This is a genomic window from Flavobacterium sp. M31R6, from assembly GCF_013284035.1.
Taxonomy (GTDB): domain Bacteria; phylum Bacteroidota; class Bacteroidia; order Flavobacteriales; family Flavobacteriaceae; genus Flavobacterium.
In genome coordinates this window covers 3,051,977-3,073,486 of the sequence record NZ_CP054141.1, presented here as the reverse complement: position 1 = coordinate 3,073,486, position 21,510 = coordinate 3,051,977, and the positions used below count along the sequence as shown (strand labels likewise).

The following is a 21,510-nucleotide window of genomic DNA, read 5'->3' as shown; positions in this document are numbered from 1 at the left end:
TAAAATATATAATTATGAAAGACATAGCAAAACGATTCGAACAAAACCCATTATTATCACCAAAAGATTTGCCGGCAAGCATTGATGGTTTACAAATTACGTGTTTGTTAAATCCAGGTGTATTTCAATATGAGGGTAAAACTTGGTTGTTGGTAAGAGTTGCCGAAAGACCCGAACAAAAAGAAGGAATAATTTCATTTCCTATACTTACTGAAACAGGTACAGAAATTATTGAAATTCCTACCAACGATCCCGAGTTAATCGCCACCGACGCAAGGGTTATTAACTATAAAGGCGTTGATTATCTAACGACACTTTCTCATTTAAGGTTGCTGTGTAGTGAAGATGGAATCAATTTTTACGAACCAAAAGATTATCCACTTTTAGTTGGTGAGGGAATGCTTGAAACTTTTGGAATAGAAGATTGTAGAGTGGCACTAATCGACGGAAAGTATTATTTAACTTTTACATCAGTTTCAGACAATGGGGTTGGAGTAGGGTTACGCACGACCACAGATTGGAAAACATTTGAGAAACACGGTATGATTTTGCCGGCTCACAATAAAGACTGTGCCATTTTTGAAGAAAAAATAAACGGTCTGTTCTATGCCCTTCACCGCCCTAGCAGTGTTGATATTGGAGGGAATTATATATGGATTGCGTCATCACCGGATGGAGTACATTGGGGAAATCATAAATGCATTATCAAAACAAGAAAAGGTCTTTGGGATAGCAAAAGAGTTGGTGCAGGAGCTGCTCCAATAAAAACAGAAAAAGGGTGGTTGTCAATTTATCATGGTGCCAACGAAAATCATCAGTATTGTTTGGGGGCTTTTTTAATGGATTTAGAAGATCCTTCAAAAGTAATTGCACAAACGGAATTACCAATTATGGTTCCAACAGAAGAATACGAATTAACCGGTTTCTTCGGAAATGTAGTATTTACAAACGGTCACATTGTGGAGCCAGACGGAGATACCATTACATTTTATTATGGTGCTTCGGATGAATTTGTGTGTGGTGCTAAATTTTCAATAAAAGAAATCTATTCACTTTTAAAATTTAACCATGTTTAAAAAAATTCAAACTGAAATTGATCATTTTCAAAGTCAAACCCGTAATTTTCGCATCCTAATTTTTACCAATTTGGTGTATGCTTTGGTGTTGCCTGTAATCGATATTTTCGTGGCGGCCTACATCATGAGAAATTCAAATGACACCTCCAAAGTGGTTATTTACCAATTGGCCATTTATACCGGAATTCCGCTTACCTTTTTACTAAATGGTTTTCTGTTGAAACATTTTAATATTCGTAAATTGTATTCCTTGGGAATGATGATGAGCGGTGTTGCTATGATTATCATGATGTCGTTCAAAATATTGGATTTAACTGGTATTGGAATCGCTGGGATTACCATGGGAATGTCGTTTGGTTTGTATTGGTCAAACAGGGATTATTTGGCATTGGCCATTACAAATGACAAAAACCGTAACTATTATTATGGTTTGGAGACTTTTTTCTATACTATAATAGCCATAGTAATTCCCGCCACTATAGGTTGGTTTATTCAATCTAAAACTGGCGAAGCTGAAAAACATAGCGCCTATATTATCATTACGGGAGTTGTTTTTCTAATCACAATTGTGGCTTCGATTGTTTGTTTCAGAGGTAAATTTGAAAACCCGGCACAAAAACAATATATCTTTTTCAAGTTTCATCCGTTATGGTATAAACTATTATCTTTAGCTACATTCAAAGGTTTGGCACAAGGATTCTTGGTAACTGCTCCGGCGATGCTTATTTTTAAATTATTGGGAGAAGAAGGCGCATTGGGGAATGCACAATCGATAGGAGCTGTATTGGCGGCCATCGTTATTTACTTGATAGGCCGTTTTTCCAAACCATCTGATCGGATAAAAATATTTACGGCAGGACTTGTACTTTTTGCCTTAGGAGCTTGTTTGAACGGATTTTTCTATAATAAAACAGGGGTGATTATATTTTTGTTGCTATTATTGATAGCCAAACCTCTAATGGATTTAGCTTATTTTCCGATTCAATTGAGAGTTATTGATATTGTTTCGCATATCGAAAAAAGAGGTGAATTCACTTATATATTAAATCATGAAGCGGGATTGTATGTTGGAAGACTTTGCGGAGCCGGAACGTTTTTGGTTTTGTATTATACGCTTTCCGAAGATTTTGCCTTGCGTTATGCCATTGGTATTATTGCGCTTTTGCAATTATGTTCAATTTATATCAGTAAAAAAATCATTGCCGAAGGGAATATTCTTTCTCCAGAAAAAGAGGAACCTATCGACCTTAAAGTTCTAGATCACGTGGCAGAACATATTGTTTAAAAATCGTTAATCTTTATTCTAAAATTTAATTGATGAAAACTTATTTTAAAATTGCTATCGCGGCGCTATTATTTTTCAGCCTCAGCATAGAAGCACAAACAGTACAAAAAAAGATAGCTCGTGTAGAACAAATGCCCAATGTTCCTGCTCATTTGGAAATCATTGATTATAAAAAACTGGCACTTGATTTTGATAAAACAGTGTTCGATTTTAATGCAAAAGGCAAATATTGGCCTTTAGTATGGAAAGACAATAGCCGAAAAAATTACCCGCAAGAAGTTGTGGGATTATATACTGCTATGGCCGATGTGCGTCAAGGGACTAACAATAAAGGGATGTTTCATGAAGCGCTGGCCACTATGGGTGCTACATTGGGGGCCAGTTTGGTTGGGATTGACAAAACAAATCAGCAGAAACTGAATTATGTTGGCATGACCAAAAATTATTTCAACAGCGAAACCAGTTGGGACATCATGATGAACAATACCTGTCCCGAAGTGGCTTTATTGGGAGGTGGTTATGGGCGAGATTGGTGGTATGATGTGTATCCTAATTTATTGTTTTATGCGATATATGACAAATACCCAAACGAACCGGGATTGGAAAAAATAGCTAGAAAAATTGCTGATAAATTCTATGAGGCCGATGTAGTTTTGAATGGGAATTATGATTATTCCTATTTTGATTATGCCAAAATGCAACCCATGAAAAATACCATTTGCGCACAACCGGATGCAGCAGCTGGACATGCTTGGGTTTTATATTCTGCCTATAAAAAATTTGGTGATCCAAAATATTTAAGGGGAGCAAAAAGCGCTATGGCAGCATTAGAATCACAAAAAATAAATCCAACCTATGAATTATTAATGCCATTTGGAGCCTATTTATCGGCAAAAATGAATGCCGAAGAAGGAACTCACTTTGATACCGACAAAATGTTGGGTTGGACTTTTGACGGAACGGCTGTATGTCGCGAAGGCTGGGGCGTATTGGTCGGAAACTGGAATGGATTTGATATTTCCGGTATAGTAGGAAGCACTGTGGATCATGGAGGCTATGGCTTTTTGATGAATACGTATGATATGGCTTGGCCGTTGGTGCCAATGGTTAGATACAATCAATCGTATGCCTCTGCTATTGGAAAATGGATGTTGAATGCAGCAAATGCATCCCGTTTTTTTTATCCAAAGTATATGCCAGATGAGCACGAAACAATTCCACAATTAGCCGATGCTGGAAAAGGGGTAATCGCCTATGAAGGAATGATTAAAAAATCGAATTACGATAAATATGATTATGTGCCAGCTCCTGTTGCACAAGGAGATGGACCACTTTGGGTGCCCGGTAAAAATCCAGAAGAATCACAATTGAGTGTTTATGGTAGTGCGCATGTCGGAATCTTTGGTAGTATCATCAAGAAAACTGATGTAGATGGAATTTTGCAATTGAATTTACTGGCCACCGATTTTTTCCATGACAAAGCTTATCCTTCGTTTTTATTTTACAATCCATATACTACGGACAAAACAGTATCTATAAAAATTGGAAAAGGTAAAAAAGTGAATTTGTATGATACTGTTGCAGGTAGTTTTGTTGCAAAAAATGTTTCTGCTTCCGCAAATATTAAAATCACGGGATTAAATTCGGCTGTTATTGTTATCGTTCCTTCTAATGGAAAAATAACCTATTCGGGTTCAAAAATGTTGGTTAATGGTGTTGTGGTAGATTATAATTTTCAACATAAAAAGTAAAAGTTTTGCTATGCAATCTAAATTTATAATCATGGTGTTGATTTCATTTTTTATGTTTGATTTTGTTTGTGTAAAGGCACAGAATACAGAACATAAATGGTGGAAAGAATCTGTTTTTTACCAAATCTATATGCCCAGTTATGCAGACAGCAATAGCGATGGTTATGGTGATTTTAAAGGAATGACTTCCAAGTTGGATTACCTGCAATCGTTGGGAATAAAAGGCATTTGGTTGACTCCTTTTCTTACTTCACCAAAAGTGGATAATGGCTATGATATTGCCAATTATTACGAGGTAGATCCTACTTATGGAAGTAAAGCCGATTTTGATATTTTTTTGAAAGAAGCCCATAAAAGAGGAATCAAAGTCATTATGGATATGGTTTTGAATCACACTTCAACCGACTGTAAGTGGTTTCAAGAATCTCGAAAATCTATTGATAATCAATATCGGGATTATTATATCTGGAAAGATAAACCGAACAATTGGGAATCTTTTTTTGGAGGAACGGCTTGGGAAAAGGACACACTGACCAATCAATACTATTATCATAAGTTTGATAAAAAAATGGCAGATCTCAACTGGTCTAATCCAAAAGTTGTTGCTGAGGTTCAAAAAGCACTTCGATTTTGGTTGGACAGTGGTGTAGATGGTTTTCGACTGGACGTGATTAATTTTTTAAACACTGACGGAATTACAATCGATAATTCTTTTAAAGATGGGCAGCAACAACACATAAATGATATTGATCAATCGGGTGTTAAAAATGCCATGCGAATCATAAAATCGACTGTAAACGAGTATGATAATCGTTTTATAGTTGGAGAAATTGGGAGCGATAAAATTGAAGTGCTGAAACAATATCAATCACAGGATTTATTGGATGTGGTTTTTAATTTCAACTTTGGAAGTATAAAAATATTTTCTTCACAACGCATTTTTGATGAGTTGCAAAGCATGGAAAAAAACATGAGTAATTACCCAACTTTGTTTTTTGGAAGTCATGATATGCCTCGAATGATTGACCGATTGGCAGATGGAAATCCTGACAGAGCTTTGGCATTAGCGGCTTTGATGCTTACCGCCAAAGGAGTTCCTTTTGTGTACTATGGTGAAGAAATCGGGATGCACAATATCATCGCGAATAATCTGGAAGAAATGGTGGATATTCAGGGAAAAACGCATTATCAATTGGCTCTTGCCAAAGGTAAAAATCCTGTTGAAGCACTTTTGGAAGGAAATGAACACAATCGTGATAAATCGCGAAGTCCAATGCAGTGGAATGGGAATGCTTTTGCAGGATTTTCAAACGAGAAAACATGGATTAAAATTAATTCTGATTATCAAAAAAACAATGTACAAGAGTTATTGAACAGTGAAAATTCAATTCTTAATAGCTATAAAAAGTTGATTGCTTTAAGAAATAATGAAAAAGTCTTACAATACGGTACTTACACTAGACTTGAGCATAAAGACGACCAAATTTTGTTCACTCGATCTTTTGAAGGAGATCAAATTACAGTCGTTATTAATTTTGGTTCGGAAAAGAAAATGAACCTTCCAAAAGATGGAAAAATTTTAATGGGCAGTACCAAATTAAAAACAAACGATTTTATTATTTACAGAAATTAGAATTAACAAACTTTGATTTCAAGCAGAACATTTATATTAAAAATGAAACTAAAAAAATGAATTTAAAAATCTCAAATAATTTAGATAAAAGTGCTGTTTTTGAGCAAATTGCTGCTGAATTAAAAAAAGATAACTTCACAGTTGTTCAAGAAGACCAGACTAGACCATGGGGAGGTTTTTTTGTAATTGATGAAAGTCAGGCTGGTGCTTTTGCGGCCAAATTTTTTCCGCATCTTGAGATGGAAGCGATTGCAATTGCCAATAAGCTAAGTCCAAAGATTTTGGTTGTGGCTCCCCATAAACGTTTGTCATGGCAATATCATTTTCGAAGAGCGGAAATTTGGGTGATATTGTCTAGTGTAGTAGGAGTGAAGACCAGTATGACAGATGAAGAAGGAGAAATTCAAGAGCTTGGACCTGGCACTTTTATAGAAATGGATAAAGGGGAACGTCATTGCTTAATCGGATTAGAATCTTGGGGAGTAGTTGCCGAGATTTGGGAACATACTGATCCAGAAAATCCTTCAGATGAAGAAGATATTATTCGTTTGCAGGATGATTTTGGCAGATAAATTTAATATTAAAAGGGGGCAATTTACCCCCTTTTAATATTAAAATAGAAAGGAATTTAATATTCCCATCTAACGAAAGCCTCCATAGCCGCATAAGTGGCAAGTCCGAGCTGTTGATAAAACATTGCCGTCTCTCTATTTCTGTCTTCGGCTCTTTGCCAGAATTCCCTAGCATCGGATCCTTGGAAAACCACACCGTCTTTTTGGGATTGGTGCTTGAATATTCCCTGTCTTTTTTCCAATACCTGATCCGGACTCATCGGAACGGCCATCTCAATCTCATCAATTCCCCATTCCTGCCAAGCGCCTCTGTATAGCCAAACCCAGCAATCTTTCATAAAATCTTTTGGTTTAAGACGTCTGGTGGCTTCAAAAATGGCATCCAGACACACTTTATGAGTACCGTGCGGATCCGCCAAATCACCGGCCGCATAGATTTGATGCGGTTTTATCTTTTCGATAAGCGCCATCGTCAACTGAATGTCTTCTTCTCCCAAAGGTTTTTTCTCGATGGTTCCCGTTTCATAGAAAGGAAGTTCCATAAAATGAATTTGTTCGTCTGGCAAACCTACGAAGTGAGCCGTTGCTCGGGCTTCTCCTTTTCTGATTAGCCCTTTCAAGTATCGAACTTCCGGAATGTCTATTTTACTGACTTTTTTGTTTTTAAGAAAGGCTTCGGCCTTTTTATAGATGTCCTCCGCTTCAGCACTTTGTATTGCAAATTTTTCATTGTAATCACAAACAAAACGTGCAAATCGCAAGGCTTCATCATCGGCAACGGCAATATTTCCAGAGGTTTGATAAGCTACATGTACTTCATGTCCCTGCTGCTGCAGTCTCATGAAAGTACCTCCCATACTGATAATGTCATCATCTGGATGCGGACTGAAAATCAGCACTCTTTTTCTGGATGGTTCGGCTCTTTCGGGTCTGTTGGAATCATCTGCATTGGGTTTCCCTCCAGGCCATCCGGTAATCGTATTCTGTAATTTGTTGAATATTTTGATGTTGATGTCGTACGCTGGACCTGAATCGGCTAATAAATCGCTCATTCCGTTTTCGATGTAATCCGCATCGGTAAGCATCAGAATTGGTTTTTTTAAATGAAGGGCCAACCCTAATACTGCTTTTCGAATCAATTTGTCGGTCCACACAATTTTTTCGACCAACCAAGGAGTGTTGATTCTGGTCAATTTTGAAGAAGCTTCTTTGTCCAAAACAAACAGGGCACTTTTGTGTTCCTGCAAAAAGGAAGCCGGTATTTGGTTGGTCACAGTACCTTCTACAGAAGCCTTGATGATGTTTGATTTTCCTTCGCCCCAAGCCATTAAAATAACTTGTTTGGCTTCCATTATTTTTTTAACACCTAATGTGATTGCTGTTCTTGGAGTATTGCTTAACCCTTTGAAATCTCCACTTGCTGCCACTCTTGTGATATGGTCCAATGCCACCAATCTCGTTTTGGAATTCTGCAACGAACCCGATTCATTGAATCCGATATGACCGTTACCGCCAATTCCCAGAATCTGCAAATCAATGCCTCCCAAAGCCTCTATTTTGGCTTCATAATCGGCACAATAATCCGCAATTTCTTCTTTTGACAAAGTTCCATCTGGAATATGGACGTTTTCAGGTAAAATATCAACCTGGTTAAACAACAATTCTTTCATAAATCGCACATAGCTGTTTATGGAATCCGGTTCCATTGGATAATATTCATCCAAATTGAATGAAATTACGTTTTTGAAACTCAAGCCTTCTTCTTTGTGCAAACGCACCAATTCAGCATATAATCCCTTTGGGGAAGAACCCGTTGCCAATCCCAATATACAAGCTTCATTATTTCCTTGCTTTGTTTGGATAAGATTTGCTATTTCTTTTGCAACAGCCACCGAAGCTGAAGTTGAGTTGTCAAAAACTACGGTGTTGATGTTCTCAAATCTTTTTTCAAATCCTGTCGACTTATCTATATTACTCTTTAACATTTTTTGATTTATTATGTTACTGTTTTTTTCTGTGCTATTATTTTAGGCTCTGGACCAGCTTCTGTATTTGTGCCCTTTTATTGCAAAAAACAGAATCATAAGATAAGAGGGCAATAATATTAAGTACGCAATTTGATTTCCGCTTTTTGCCGTTTTCGTGATGGCTTGAGTTTCGTTTGCAATGTTAATTGAATCGGCGAAAGCTCCATACATTAGCGGAAAAATAGCACCTCCAATGATCGCCATAATAAGTAAAGCACCGCCAATTTTAGTATAACCACCCAAGTCTTGAAGTGCCATAGGCCAAATTGCAGGCCAGCATAATGCATTTGAAAGCCCCATGAGCGCCACCAAAAGAATAACTAGCGGTAATGCTGGAATTCCAGGTAAAGCAATCATTATTTTGGGAGAAATGAGGACAGTAAGTAATACTAGGACAATCCCAAGTAAACCAGAAATTTTTAAAGCAGTCACTTGAGAAACATATTTTGGAATTAAAGTTATTCCAAGAATGTATCCTATAACCATTGCGGTCATCGTGAAAGAAGTTAGCTTCAGATAAAAATCTCCATTATCACCATATACCCCTAAATGTTTTCCAAAACTGCCTATTGAATCCCCTGCTAAAACTTCTGCGGCTATATATAACATCAAAGTTATCACACCCAAAACTAATTGAGGACGCTGTAATACATTTTTAATTTGTTGAAAAATGCTTAGATGTTCTACATTTCCATCTTCATCAAGGCTTATTTCAGGAAGTGGTGAGAATTTGACCAATACCGCCAAAACGAGTATGATTAATCCCATATAAATATAAGGCGCTTGTAGTTGTAGTGCAAGAGAATCTAAAGCAGCAGCTTTGGCAGTAGCGTTTAAAGCTGCAATTTTATCGGCTGTATAATCGGCCATGTTTGACAATACCATGGTTGTCAATACAAGTGGAGCTATAAATCCTGCCAGTTTATTGGCGGTACCTAAAATGCTTATGCGCGCAGCAGCACTTTCACGAGGACCAATTACCACAACATATGGGTTGGAGGCCGTTTGCAAAACAGCCAAACCTGTTCCCATCACAAATAATGCTCCTAAGAATAAACCAAATGTTCTTGTTTCTGCTGCTGGATAGAACATAAATGCTCCAACTGCGATAATTATCAGCCCCAATGATAAGCCATTTTTGTATCCCACTTTTTCAATGATCCAAGATGAAGGAATCGCCATAACAAAATAGGCAATGTAAAAGGCGAAAGTCACGAAATAAGCCTGTGATTCGGATAGTTCACAAGCTAACTTAAAAAACGGAATTAAAGGGCCGTTTAACCAAGTTACGAATCCAAAAATGAAAAACATAAAGGTTAAAATAGCCATTGGTACCAATGTACTGCTTTGCTTATTTACAAGGGAATTATTCATTTCGTTCATACTATTTTCGTTACTATTTATATTTTTAAATCTAGGTTTTTTGTGGTTTGATGAGGGAAAAGGATCTGCTTAATGAAGCAACTATTTTATTTGCATTAATTCATTCTCATAAAAGCGAATAGTTTCTTGCAAAGCCCTATCAATTGTATAATCTGGTTTGAAACCTAATTGATTAAATTTGGATGGATTTGCAATTGAATGTTTAATATCACCAGGTCTTTCCTCTAAAAATTGAATTTGAGATTTTGAGTTGGTAATTTCAATTATTTTTTGGGCTAACTCCAAAATAGAAGTGCTATATCCCAAAGCAACATTATAGGTTTCTGCACCCATTTTTGAAGCCAAAATATTTGCTTTCACAACATCTTTCACATAAATAAAATCTCTTGTTTGTGAACCATCTCCATAAATAGTTATAGGCTGATTTTGAAGTGCTTTATTTATAAAAATAGGCACAGCGGCTGCATAAGCTGATTGTGGATTTTGACGTGGTCCAAAAACGTTGAAATATCGTAATGAGGCAGTTGGGACATTCCATTGATCCTGATACATTTTCAAATAAAACTCTCCATCCAGTTTTGTTATTGCATAAGGTGTCATTGGTTCGGGTGTCATTGTTTCAATTTTGGGTAAAATAGGATTGTCACCATAATTTGCCGCAGAAGACGACAGCACCACTTTACAGCTGTCGTTCTTCTTTGCAGCCTCCAAAATATTTATTGTTCCTAATGTATTTATTTCAATACATTCCTTGATGTTTAAAAGGGATTCAGGTACACTAACCAAAGCCGCTAAATGAAATATTCCGCTGGCTCCTTTCACTAGTTCATCTACAAGATCTTTATCCCGAATGTCTCCTTTTATGAATTTAACATTTAAGCCATTAAGATTCTTTTCAAATCCTGTTCTTAAACTATCCAATATGATTACTTCATGCCCTTTTCCTGATAAATATTCGGCAATGTGACTTCCTATAAAACCAGCTCCTCCAGTGATTACATATTTATTCATGATTTCCTTTTTTGTTTTTCTGCTAGTTTTCGTGCCAGTTTATTTCAGGGTAATATTTTTTCAAATATTCTTTTACCTCGAGTATGTCTTCTTTTGCTGTTAAGTCAGGCACGTGTTCAGAAAAAGGAATTCCAATAGTCATATTAGGATGATCTTTTATGGCGTTTAAAAGAGCGGTTGGAAGTTCTTTTTCGTCTCTTTCTGGATGAGCAGGACAGTTTTTTAGATACGGATATAAAAGCGTTCCGTTAAATTTGAAGGCGTTCATACTTACTCTCAATTTACCTTCAGAATCCTTATAATCCTCTATACTATCAGCCGATGGTTTTTCGAGTATATCCAAGAGTTGATTATCTGTACCTAATTTAGCAATGGCAAAACGCGAAATTCGCTCTGAAGGAAATTCCATAGCGTCCCGATCATAACTTATGAGAGCATTTGGGCTATTCGTTTCTCTAAGTGCCAAAAGGGCTCTGGTTGAATATAAATTATCACTATTACACACCGAATATAATTGAGTGTTCAGTTCAGGATACTGTTCTACCGCCTGAAATAAAGCATCTGCTGTGCCAAATGGTTTAATTCTGCCTTCAGGAATATATTGAACAGCAAATGAGATGTTTAATCCATGAAAATCATTGTTCTCATTTTTACTTCCGTAAAATTCTTTGAATAGTTTTCCCTGTTCACCAATGATAATATATATGTTTTTGTATCCGGCTTTTTTAGCATTTAGCAAAAGGTAATCTAATAAAGGTCTTCCATTTGGACCTACACCAATAAGTCCTTTGCTTCTCTCATTGGCTTGTTGGATTTCTTCATTGCTTAAATTTCCCAATGAAGCTTGCTTTTTCATTCTTGAAGAAGCTCCTCCTGCCAAAATAATTAAACTGTTATGCATGTTTTTTATATTTAATTATATTATAAAATTCTCGCTCCTGGATCTACACCCACGGCATAGGCCTCTTTTGCGCCAGCATCCAAAATAGATTGGACAACTTTCGCTTGATTTTTAGGATCAGCAATTGCTACTATACAGCCACCTCCGCCTGACCCAACAATTTTTGCTCCATAGGCACCTGAGTTTAATGCGGCATTTATCATAGCATCAATTTTTGGCACTGTAATTTTTAGTAAATCTCTCAAAACGGCATGATGTCCATTCATTAATTCACCAATCTTTTTTAAATCAAGTGTCGGCTTCTGAAATTCTTTCAAAGCAAGTTTAGTATATTGATGATTTTTAATTGCCGCTTCGAAATATGGAATCAATCGATCTGGTAAAAAGTTGCAATATTTTTTTAAATCTTCATTTTCGGCAGTATTTAAATCGAAATCTTTATGATTCTGTTTTACAATATCTATCGCCAATAATGCATTGTTTTTTAATTCACCAATTAGTCCGATGGTTTCCTTTGGAACACCCGATACACCTATAATTAAGCCTTTTAAATCAGTACCAATAATAGAACAGCGAAACGGTTCGTTTGTATTGATGTGTACAATATTGCCCATACTAATGCTATAATGATCCATCATTCCGCCTGGTTCTCCATGTTCTAATACCTCAGAAACATAACCCATTTGTGCAATAAATTCAGGTGTTACTTCCTCATCTACACCAAATGCGGTTATCAAAAAGTTGATCCATGCGATTAATAGGGCCGATGAACTTGATGTACCAGAATTGATTGGAATATCTCCGGTTATAGTGATATCATATCCAACATTTGGAATGCAACCATGTCTTCTCAGTACCCTTAATGAAGATGCAAAATAATCACGTGGTTTTAATTCTGGAAAAGTCTCATTGATGTTAATGATTTTTATTTCATTAATATCAATCATATTTAATTTAAATACGTCGGTGGTATTTTGTACTGCGGTTAATTTTATATCCCTGTCAATTGCGCACGCTATAACAGGTAATCCAAGATAATCTTGATGGTCTCCAAAGAGACAAGTTCGACCTGGGGCTAAGGATGTAATTTTCTTCACTTATAAAATATATTAAGTTGCTGTAGGTTAGTTATTTATGTGTTAAACGATTGAGGGTGACTACTCTCTAGTTTCTTTTCAACGAGACGAAATTATAGATTAACTTTTAATAAAACAAGTAAAAACCAATAAAATGTGCTCGAACACACTAAATTTATGTTTTCGAGCACACAATATTTGTGTTTTCGAGCACATTATATGTAAAGTATCCTTAAATTAGCAAAATTATGTGCCGGATTTACTGATGTGAATTTTAAAAATAGATTAGCATTCTATTGTGCTTAAAGCTGGCTTTTTGAACAGTTTGTTTGTAAGCGAAAAAGAATGATTATTGTAAAAGTAGCAGAATTAAAGGATGATAATTCAATTAAAATTTGATTTATTTATTTCGGTAGATTAGGAAAAATAATTAACGGTTAAATCTTAGGTGTAAAACTTAATGAAAAACTTATATATTTGTGATTATGGATAAGAAATATACAATAAAAGATATTGCTCAATTAGCTGGAGTTTCGAAAGGAACTGTAGATAGAGTTCTGCATAAAAGAGGGAAGGTTTCTGATGATGCTTTAAAAAAAATCAACGAAGTTTTAAATGTTATAAACTACGAGCCGAATCTTATTGCCAGGAATTTAAAGAACAATAAAGTGTACCGCATTTGTATATTGCTTCCAGATCCTAAAATTGACCCCTATTGGCTGCCTTGCATAAAAGGAATTGAAGATGCTGTGCAAGAATTTAGAGCCTACAATTTTGCAATTGAAACTTTTTTCTTTAATCCGGAAGGGAAAAAATCTTTTTTGAAAATTAATGAAGCCGTTTTGGAAAAATCTCCAGATGCCGTTTTGTTACCACCTTTATTCCATAAAGAAACATTGGAAGTTATCAAGAAATATGAGGAGTTGAATATTATTGTAAATACCTTTAACAACCAAGTTCAATCTGATTCAATAAAGAGTTTTGTTGGACAGGATTTATTTCATAGTGGAAGAGTGGCTGCAAAATTATTGGATTTACTTTTGAAAAAAGGACAGATTGCCGTAATCCATATTGACGAATCCATTAAGAACGCCATTCACATGCAGGAGAAGGAGAGGGGTTTCCGAAATTATTTTAGTGAAAAAGAAAATCAGGATTATAATATCACAACCTTAAAATTAAAAAATCCGAATGTTGAAATCAATTTCACTAACTTCCTAAATGAAAATCCAGATTTGTCAGGAATTTTTATTTCTACTTCAAAAGCCTATCAAATTGCTAAAGTAATTAGTGAAACAAAGCATAAAAAAATTGCTATCATCGGATATGATTTGATTGAGAATAATGTGAATTATTTGAATCAAGGAGTGATCGATTTTTTAATACATCAAAATCAAAAAAGGCAAACTTATCTTGGCGTTACCTCTATAATAGAATTTTTCCTTTTTGACAAAGAGATTCCAAACACAATCCTTTTACCTATTGATATAGTGAATTCTGAGAACGCTTCATTTTATATAGAATAACTTATCCTTATATTTAGACACCAAAAAGAAGCTGTATGGAAATTAGTTGATTTCTGTACAGCTTCCTTTTTAATTATTTTGTTTTAAAATATCCTGTAATCATTTTAATTACTATTAGTTAATTTAATTAGTGCACACGCAATTCAATTTGTTTTGTTGTTTTGTGTGCTCGAGAACATTATTTTTATGTGTTCGAGCACATTTTATTTGTTTTTACTTGTTTTATTAAAATGTAATCTATAATTTCGTCACGTAATAAAAAAAAGATACCCTTAATTCTTAAGAATAATATCCTTTTAAAAATTATTTTAATCGAAGTAACTTGCTGTAAATAAGTTGTTTATGATTGTTTGTTTTGATTTTTTTTCTTAATGGATTTTGGAGGAATTGGACTTTTAATCATAAGTTTTTTTAATATCAAAAAAATAGAAAAAGCAATCTTTTAGGAACAAATAAATCAGACTGTTTTTTGAGCCCAATTATTATATTTCGATGAACTGTTAACAAATAAATTTATTTCATAAAATGACAAAAATATTAATAGTTGGAGCTAGTGGACAATTAGGTTCCGTTTTGACCGAAAAACTACAGGATAAGTATGGGACTGACAATGTAATTGCTTCCGATTTACGTATGAACCATTCGTTTAATGGTTGTTTTGAAGTTCTTGATGCTACAGATTTTGATGCCTTAAAAGAAATAGTTTTAAAATTTAAAATTACCCAAATTTATCATCTTGCAGCAATTTTATCTGCAAATGGGGAAAAAGCGCCACTAAGTACTTGGGATATAAATATGAAATCTCTATTTAATGTTTTGGAGGTTTCAAGATTGACTAATATGGACAAAGTATTTTTCCCAAGCTCTATTGCTGTTTATGGAAATGATGCTCCAAAAAATCAAACACCACAAGATTATGTTTTGGCACCTTCAACGGTATATGGTATTAGTAAAGTAGCTGGAGAAAATTGGGCCAAATATTATTATGAAAAGTATGGTCTTGACATTCGTTCCATAAGATATCCAGGTGTAATTGGACATCAGTCATTGCCGGGTGGTGGTACAACAGATTATGCAATTGATATTTTTCATAAAGCAGTCAAGAATGAGGTTTTCGAATGTTTCTTGGAACCTACATCTGTATTGCCAATGATTTATATGGATGATACCATCAGGGCTACCATCGAGTTAATGGAAGCGCCCAAAGAAAACATTACCGTTAGAACGTCTTATAACTTGTCGGGGATGAGTTTTTCTCCTGAGGAGTTAGCCAAATCCATTCAAAAGATTTATCCGGAATTTGAAATAGTGTACAAGCCAGATTTTAGACAAAAGATCGCGGAAAGTTGGCCATCTAGTATTGATGATTCTACAGCTAGAGCTGATTGGAATTGGAAACCGCAATTTGATATTGATGCAATGACTAGCATTATGATTGAAGAATTGAAGCTAAAATATACTACCGAACTTAATATTAGTTAGATCATGTACGGGACAACAAAAAATGAATTGATAAGCGAGTTGGAAAACATAAAATCTAACGGGCTTTATAAAAATGAACGAGTAATTACTTCAAAACAAGGAGCAGAAATTAATACAACAGCTCAAAATAATGTATTAAATTTTTGTGCAAATAACTATTTAGGACTTGCATCGAATGGAGAAGTAATTGAGGCAGGAATTAATGCGCTTGAAAAATATGGCTTTGGACTTTCTTCGGTAAGATTTATATGTGGGACGCAGGATATTCACAAAGAATTAGAACAAAAAACAGCTGCGTTTTTAGGAATGGAAGACTGTATTTTATATGCTTCTGCATTTGATGCCAATGGAGGTGTTTTCGAGCCATTACTATCTTCTGAAGATGCAGTAATATCAGATGAGTTTAATCATGCCTCAATAATTGATGGAATTCGCCTTTGCAAAGCAAATCGATTTAGATACAAGCATAATAACATGGAGGATTTAGAAGAACAATTAAAAGCGGCTAGCTCTGCGAGGCGAAAATTAATCGTTACGGATGGTTCATTTTCTATGGATGGGACAATTGCCCAGTTGGATAAAATATGTGACTTGGCAGATGAATATGGCGCTTTGGTCATGATCGATGAGTGCCATTCGACGGGCTTTATTGGAGCCAAAGGGAGAGGTGTACATGAATATCACAATGTAATGAATCGTGTCGATATTATCACCGGAACTTTTGGAAAAGCATTGGGCGGTGCATCGGGTGGATTTACAGCTGCAAGAAAGGAAATCGTTGAATTGTTGCGACAAGTTTCCAGACCTTATTTATTTTCAAATACAATAGCTCCATCTATTGTTGGCGCTACTTTAAAAGTGCTTAAAATCTTAACTGATTCCACTCATTTAAGAGATAAATTGGAAGAAAATACAAAGTATTTTCGTCAGGAAATGACTGCTGCCGGATTTGATATTGTTCCCGGTGCGCATCCGATAGTGCCTATTATATTATATGATGCTCAACTAGCCCAAGATTTCGCAAGGAAACTGCTGGAAGAGGGGATTTATGTAATTGGTTTTTTCTATCCGGTTGTGCCAAAAGGAAAAGCCAGAATACGAGTTCAGCTTTCTGCGGGACATGAATTGGATCAAATAAAGAAGGCGATCATGGCTTTTGTTAAAGTTGGAAAAGATTTGAAAGTAATTGAGGGTAATAATGTTTTATTAAGTTATAGCTAAAATTCAATTTACAATTAAATCAATCAAAGGCATAAATAATTGATGTAAAAAAACGGATAGCATTAGATTCTAATACTATCTTTTTTTTTATTTGATTCAGAGAATGCTTTATTTATTCTTTTAAAATCAAGGTTCCGAAAGAAGAAGCAATATGGAAATTTGGCATTTCCGTGTTTGGATCTACCCATGTTATCCAAGTAGGTTCAAAATTCCCGTTTTTGTTTGGGGAATATTTTGCCCTAAAAATACCTGTTTCGATTTTGTTGTTTTTAATTAAATTAAAATGGTTTAAGGATTGCATAGAAATTGAACCCTCAACAGTGAAAGAATCCTCTTTTATGGATGATTTTACTACTATATCTTCTTTAGGCCAATTCCAACTAAAATCCAAATTCTTATTTGGATAAGCAATAAAATCCATTAATCGTGCTTCGGAATCCATTTCCAAACAGTAATAAGGATTCATGGAATCGTCAGGTCTAAAAAAAAGCTCGACTCTATCCGAATTATTTATACTATCAAAACTATCATCCTGTTTTTCTATGTGAATTGATGAATCTAGGACCGTGAAGTTGAAAAATAATTTTTCTGAATCCCAAAGTGCTCTAAATGTAATTTTTGATGGTTTTTCATTATCCCACGGAGAGCAAAAATCGGTTAGGGTCATGGCATTATTCCATAAATTATCGTCTCCTTTTCCGGAGATAATCAACTGTTCTTTTTCGATTAAATTAACTGTGTATTCTTTTATTCCGTTATTCATTTTATGCCGATTTTATTTTTTGGATAAAGCTCAGTTCGAACTATTTTTTGTAAAAAATAATTAAAAATAATTTCAATTTATTTCTTTATAAAATCACCATTTCGGTAGTCTTATTAACAGTGCTTTTTCAGTGCTAATTTTTAACCACAAATAAAGCAAATAAAACTCTAAAAAAGGGTAATTATAACGTTAGAGAATAATTATTTAATTTTCAATGATACTATTTATTTTCAACAAATTAATATCATTTAATCAGTATTCCAATCATTTGTCAGAAAATAAAATTCTAAATCTGTCAAATACCTTTTTTAAATGATTGGAATTGTATTACAAAAAATGAGTGATTATCTAGTTTTTTGTGCTCGAGAACACAAATTTAATGTGTTCGAGCACATTTTTTATGTTTTTCCTTGTTTAATAAAAATATAATATATAGTTTCGTAATTGAATTGTAGATTTTATTGTTTGAATTTTAATTTTTAAGGATCAAAAAAATGGCTTTTCTATCATTTTAACTTTAAAAATGAATATGTATTTATTAAACATTTTCTTTTTTAAAAACACTTTAAAAATTTAAAAATCAGAATAAATGAGACAAAATAAATTCTTCTTTTTTTATGAAATTAAAATAGACGTGTTTGATTTCATAGTGCAAAAAAGAGGAGTGAATTAAAAAACGATTAAGTATACCAACCAAAAAAAACTACAAGTATGAATGAAATAACCAAAAACAAGCAGGAACACTTTCGGCTTAACATTATCTCAGGGAGAATGGTCAAAATTACCACAGTTTTACTATTCAACTGGACTTTGCAAGCTTCAGCATCAGAAAGTTTTAAGACAAATTTTCCTATTGAAGTTAATGTTCAAAATATACAAAACCAAATTAAAGGGAAGGTTACCGATGAAAATGGTTTACCTATACCAGGAGTAAATATTCAGGTAAAGGGGAGTAAAGAATCTACTCAATCAGAATTTGACGGGTCTTTTACAATTAACGCAGATGAAGCTTCAGTTACTTTAGTTTTTTCTTTTATTGGAAAGGAAACTAAAGAAATTAAAGCCGGCTCAGGTTTCATAAATGTCGTTTTAAAAGAAGAAGGACAAAAAATGAACGAGGTAATTGTTGTTGGGTATGGTAAACAAAAGAAAGGTGACGTTACCGGTTCTGTAAGTTCTATTGGTAAGGACAACTTAAACTTAGGTGGTACTGTTGCCAATGTTGGTCAAGCTTTGCAAGGGCGTGCATCTGGAATTCAAGTGCAACAAAATAACTTTGCTCCGGGAAGTACCCCTTCGGTTGTTATTAGAGGTGGTAACTCAATCAATACTTCTAATTCACCATTATATGTGGTTGATGGATTTATTACAAGCACCGGTGCATCGATTAGTCCAAATGACATTGAAAATATTCAGGTTTTAAAAGATGCTTCTTCTACAGCCATTTATGGTGCCAGAGGAGGAAATGGGGTAATATTAATTACCACTAAAAAAGGGAAATTAGGGAAAATGCAAGTTGAGGCTGAAATATCCGATGGTTTTCAAAATATAATTAAGGAACCTTCTTTGTTGAATGGACAACAATATGCCGATTTTCAAAATGCTCTTGCTGCCGAAAATGGTAAACCACCTGTTTTTCCTTCTAGTTTTCCAATTGCAAATACCAATTGGTTTGACGAAGCAACTCGTCAAGGAAGCGTAATCAACAGAAGTCTTACTTTTAGCGGAAGCGATAAAGTGTCTAAATTTTTCCTTTCAGGAAACTATATAAAACAAAAAGGAGCTTTAGAAAACACCGATTATGAGAGATACACTGTTCGAATGGGTGCCGAGAAAAAATTTAATGATAAATTAAATATGGGTACCAATGTTTATGGTGCTGTTAGCGAAGGAAATAACAGTGATTTTGGGGACAACATTTTATCTCCAATGTATTCTCTTCAAACTGCACCTCCAACTCTTCCGGTGTACAATCCTGATGGGACTTATTATAAATATCAAGGAAAAGATAATGCATTGGCTCTTTTATTGGAACCTACAAATCATGTTATCAATAGATTGGTAAACGGAAGTATGTTTTTGGACTATGAAGTTATCAAAAACTTAACTTATCATTTCGGTGCAGGAGCAGAGTGGCAAGAGAGCATACAAGGGAATTATACCCCTAGTACTCTTGTTGCGGGAGCAGCCTTAAAAGGTTCTGGTTCTGAGGAAAACAGAACATATTTCAGATGGAGTACAGAGCAATATTTGACTTACAAGTTTAATATCGAGGAACATGCTATTACAGCAATGGTTGGTACTTCAAATCAAAAAGACACTTACGAGCGACTAAGAGCTGCAGGTACTGGTTTTAGTAATGATTTGCTAACGTATTACAATCTTCAAGGAGCCGCTGTTTATTCGAAACCGGAAACTGAGAAAACAGAGACTAAGCTTACTTCGTATTTTGGTAGGTTGAATTATTCATTTGCGGATAAATATTTAGCTTCTTTCACGATAAGAAAAGATGGTTCATCCCGTTTTGGTCCAAATAATAAATTTGGAATATTCCCATCTGGGGCTATTGCTTGGAAACTTTCGAATGAATCTTTTATACAAGACTTAAATACTTTTTCTGATTTAAAATTAAGAGCCAGTTATGGTATTACAGGGAACGACGGTATTGGGGATTATGCATACATGAGCAGACTTGTTTCTTATGGAGTATCAATTGCTCCTGATGGTTTTGTTGGAGGTACAGAACCGGCTAATTTAGCAAACCCTAATTTGAAATGGGAGGAAACGGCTCAAACCAACTTAGGTTTGGATATGGGATTCTTTAACGGAAGACTTAGCGCCACTATTGATGTTTATAAAAAAACAACGAGTGATGCACTTTTGAATGTTCCAGTAGGTGGATGGTGGGGTTTTGGTACTCAAAGAGTAAATTCGGGTATTATTGAAAATAAAGGATTTGAACTTGGTATAAGCAGCGAAAACTTTAGAACAGATAATTTTTCATGGAGAACATCTTTAAACTTTGCATACAATAAACAAAAGATTGTTGAACTTGCTGACAATGTTAAAATCATTAGTACCAATACATCCAACCCAAGCGGTGTAGTTTCGGGGCAAGAGTTTACAAGATTGGAGCCAGGAAAAGAAATGGGAGTATTATTTGGTTATGAATATGCAGGAGTTGTAAAAACAGGAGAAGTTTATGCGCCACAACCATTGTCCAAACCAGGAGACCCAAAATATGTGGACGTAAATGGAGATGGAAAAATTACTGCCGATGACAGAACTTATTTAGGAAATTCTATACCACATTATCTTGCAGGTTTTAATAATGATTTTAGATACAAAAACTTTGATTTGAATATCTTTTTTCAAGGAGCTTTTGATTATTCGGTATACAATATGACAGCAATGGTTGGGGAATCATCTACGAGTACAGACGCTTTGGATCGTTGGGTTGCCGGTACAAATGAAAATACAGATATTCCAAGAAACGGGTATTACGCAAGTAAATATGGTAGTTATGTTAATTCAAAATTTGTTGAAGAGGCATCTTATATTCGTTTGAAAAATGTTTCTCTTGGATACTCCATTCCAGAGAGTGCATTAAAACAAGTTAAATTTATAGATAGTATCAGATTGTATGCTATTGGTCAGAATTTGGTAACTTTTACAGATTACTCTGGAAACGATCCTGAGGTAAATGGACATTCAGGTAACAACTTGGGTGGAGGAATCGATTTCAACTCATTCCCAGCTTCCAGAACTTTTATTTTGGGTTTAAAAGTTACAATTCATTAGTC

At 34.8% G+C, this 21,510-nt stretch carries 15 protein-coding genes; 9 read left to right on the top strand and 6 right to left on the bottom strand.

From position 1 onward, the window contains the following. Positions 1 to 14: 14 nt before the first annotated feature. Genes HQN62_RS12630 through HQN62_RS12610 form a run of 5 tightly spaced genes read left to right on the top strand, consistent with a single transcriptional unit; the run spans position 15 to position 6,317 of the window. The gene (locus HQN62_RS12630; RefSeq protein ID WP_173504623.1) at positions 15 to 1,076 is read left to right on the top strand and encodes a glycoside hydrolase family 130 protein; all 1,062 of its coding nucleotides are present in this window, start codon (positions 15 to 17) and stop codon (positions 1,074 to 1,076) included. Then, the gene (locus HQN62_RS12625; protein ID WP_173504622.1) at positions 1,069 to 2,361 is read left to right on the top strand and encodes an MFS transporter; all 1,293 of its coding nucleotides are present in this window, start codon (positions 1,069 to 1,071) and stop codon (positions 2,359 to 2,361) included. The genes HQN62_RS12630 and HQN62_RS12625 overlap by 8 nt, the downstream gene beginning before the upstream one ends. A gap of 32 nt (positions 2,362 to 2,393) precedes the next feature. Further along, positions 2,394 to 4,112 (top strand): glycoside hydrolase family protein, encoded by a 1,719-nt coding sequence (locus HQN62_RS12620; protein WP_173504621.1) that lies wholly within the window; start codon positions 2,394 to 2,396, stop codon positions 4,110 to 4,112. A gap of 10 nt (positions 4,113 to 4,122) precedes the next feature. Continuing rightward, complete coding sequence (locus HQN62_RS12615; protein ID WP_254454439.1) at positions 4,123 to 5,745, top strand: alpha-amylase family glycosyl hydrolase; 1,623 nt, start codon at positions 4,123 to 4,125, stop codon at positions 5,743 to 5,745. A gap of 56 nt (positions 5,746 to 5,801) precedes the next feature. After that, on the top strand, positions 5,802 to 6,317 hold the full coding sequence (locus tag HQN62_RS12610; protein WP_173504620.1) for a cupin domain-containing protein: 516 nt from the start codon (positions 5,802 to 5,804) through the stop codon (positions 6,315 to 6,317). A 56-nt stretch (positions 6,318 to 6,373) separates the two neighbouring features. Here HQN62_RS12610 and nagB read toward each other — a convergent pair whose 3' ends face one another. The 5 genes from nagB to HQN62_RS12585 form a co-directional block, all read right to left on the bottom strand. Continuing rightward, positions 6,374 to 8,302 carry a glucosamine-6-phosphate deaminase gene (nagB, locus tag HQN62_RS12605; protein ID WP_173504619.1) on the bottom strand — a complete coding sequence of 643 codons (1,929 nt, stop codon included), beginning with the start codon at positions 8,300 to 8,302 and terminating at the stop codon, positions 6,374 to 6,376. A gap of 42 nt (positions 8,303 to 8,344) precedes the next feature. Continuing rightward, the gene (locus HQN62_RS12600; protein ID WP_254454438.1) at positions 8,345 to 9,718 is read right to left on the bottom strand and encodes a sugar MFS transporter; all 1,374 of its coding nucleotides are present in this window, start codon (positions 9,716 to 9,718) and stop codon (positions 8,345 to 8,347) included. A gap of 90 nt (positions 9,719 to 9,808) precedes the next feature. Continuing rightward, positions 9,809 to 10,738 (bottom strand): NAD-dependent epimerase/dehydratase family protein, encoded by a 930-nt coding sequence (locus tag HQN62_RS12595; protein WP_173504618.1) that lies wholly within the window; start codon positions 10,736 to 10,738, stop codon positions 9,809 to 9,811. Between the two features lie 22 nt (positions 10,739 to 10,760). Next, a complete protein-coding gene (locus HQN62_RS12590; protein WP_173504617.1) occupies positions 10,761 to 11,639 on the bottom strand; it encodes a sugar phosphate nucleotidyltransferase in 879 nt (292 codons plus the stop codon). 20 nt (positions 11,640 to 11,659) lie between these two features. After that, positions 11,660 to 12,736, bottom strand: coding sequence for a mevalonate kinase family protein (locus HQN62_RS12585; protein ID WP_173504616.1), 1,077 nt, complete (start codon positions 12,734 to 12,736; stop codon positions 11,660 to 11,662). Positions 12,737 to 13,200: 464 nt separating this feature from the next. Here HQN62_RS12585 and HQN62_RS12580 point away from each other — a divergent pair, with 464 nt between their 5' ends. From HQN62_RS12580 to kbl, 3 genes are all read left to right on the top strand, one after another. Then, positions 13,201 to 14,241 (top strand): substrate-binding domain-containing protein, encoded by a 1,041-nt coding sequence (locus HQN62_RS12580; RefSeq protein WP_173504615.1) that lies wholly within the window; start codon positions 13,201 to 13,203, stop codon positions 14,239 to 14,241. A 525-nt stretch (positions 14,242 to 14,766) separates the two neighbouring features. After that, positions 14,767 to 15,723, top strand: coding sequence for an NAD-dependent epimerase/dehydratase family protein (locus HQN62_RS12575; RefSeq protein ID WP_173504614.1), 957 nt, complete (start codon positions 14,767 to 14,769; stop codon positions 15,721 to 15,723). Between the two features lie 3 nt (positions 15,724 to 15,726). Further along, positions 15,727 to 16,944, top strand: a complete 1,218-nt coding sequence (gene kbl / locus HQN62_RS12570; protein WP_173504613.1) for a glycine C-acetyltransferase — start codon at positions 15,727 to 15,729, stop codon at positions 16,942 to 16,944. Positions 16,945 to 17,056: 112 nt separating this feature from the next. On the opposite strand, the gene HQN62_RS12565 is transcribed toward kbl, so the two are convergent. Then, positions 17,057 to 17,707 carry a sugar-binding protein gene (locus HQN62_RS12565; protein ID WP_173504612.1) on the bottom strand — a complete coding sequence of 217 codons (651 nt, stop codon included), beginning with the start codon at positions 17,705 to 17,707 and terminating at the stop codon, positions 17,057 to 17,059. 711 nt (positions 17,708 to 18,418) lie between these two features. Here HQN62_RS12565 and HQN62_RS12560 point away from each other — a divergent pair. After that, on the top strand, positions 18,419 to 21,508 hold the full coding sequence (locus tag HQN62_RS12560) for a SusC/RagA family TonB-linked outer membrane protein (RefSeq protein WP_173504611.1): 3,090 nt from the start codon (positions 18,419 to 18,421) through the stop codon (positions 21,506 to 21,508). Positions 21,509 to 21,510 lie beyond the last annotated feature (2 nt).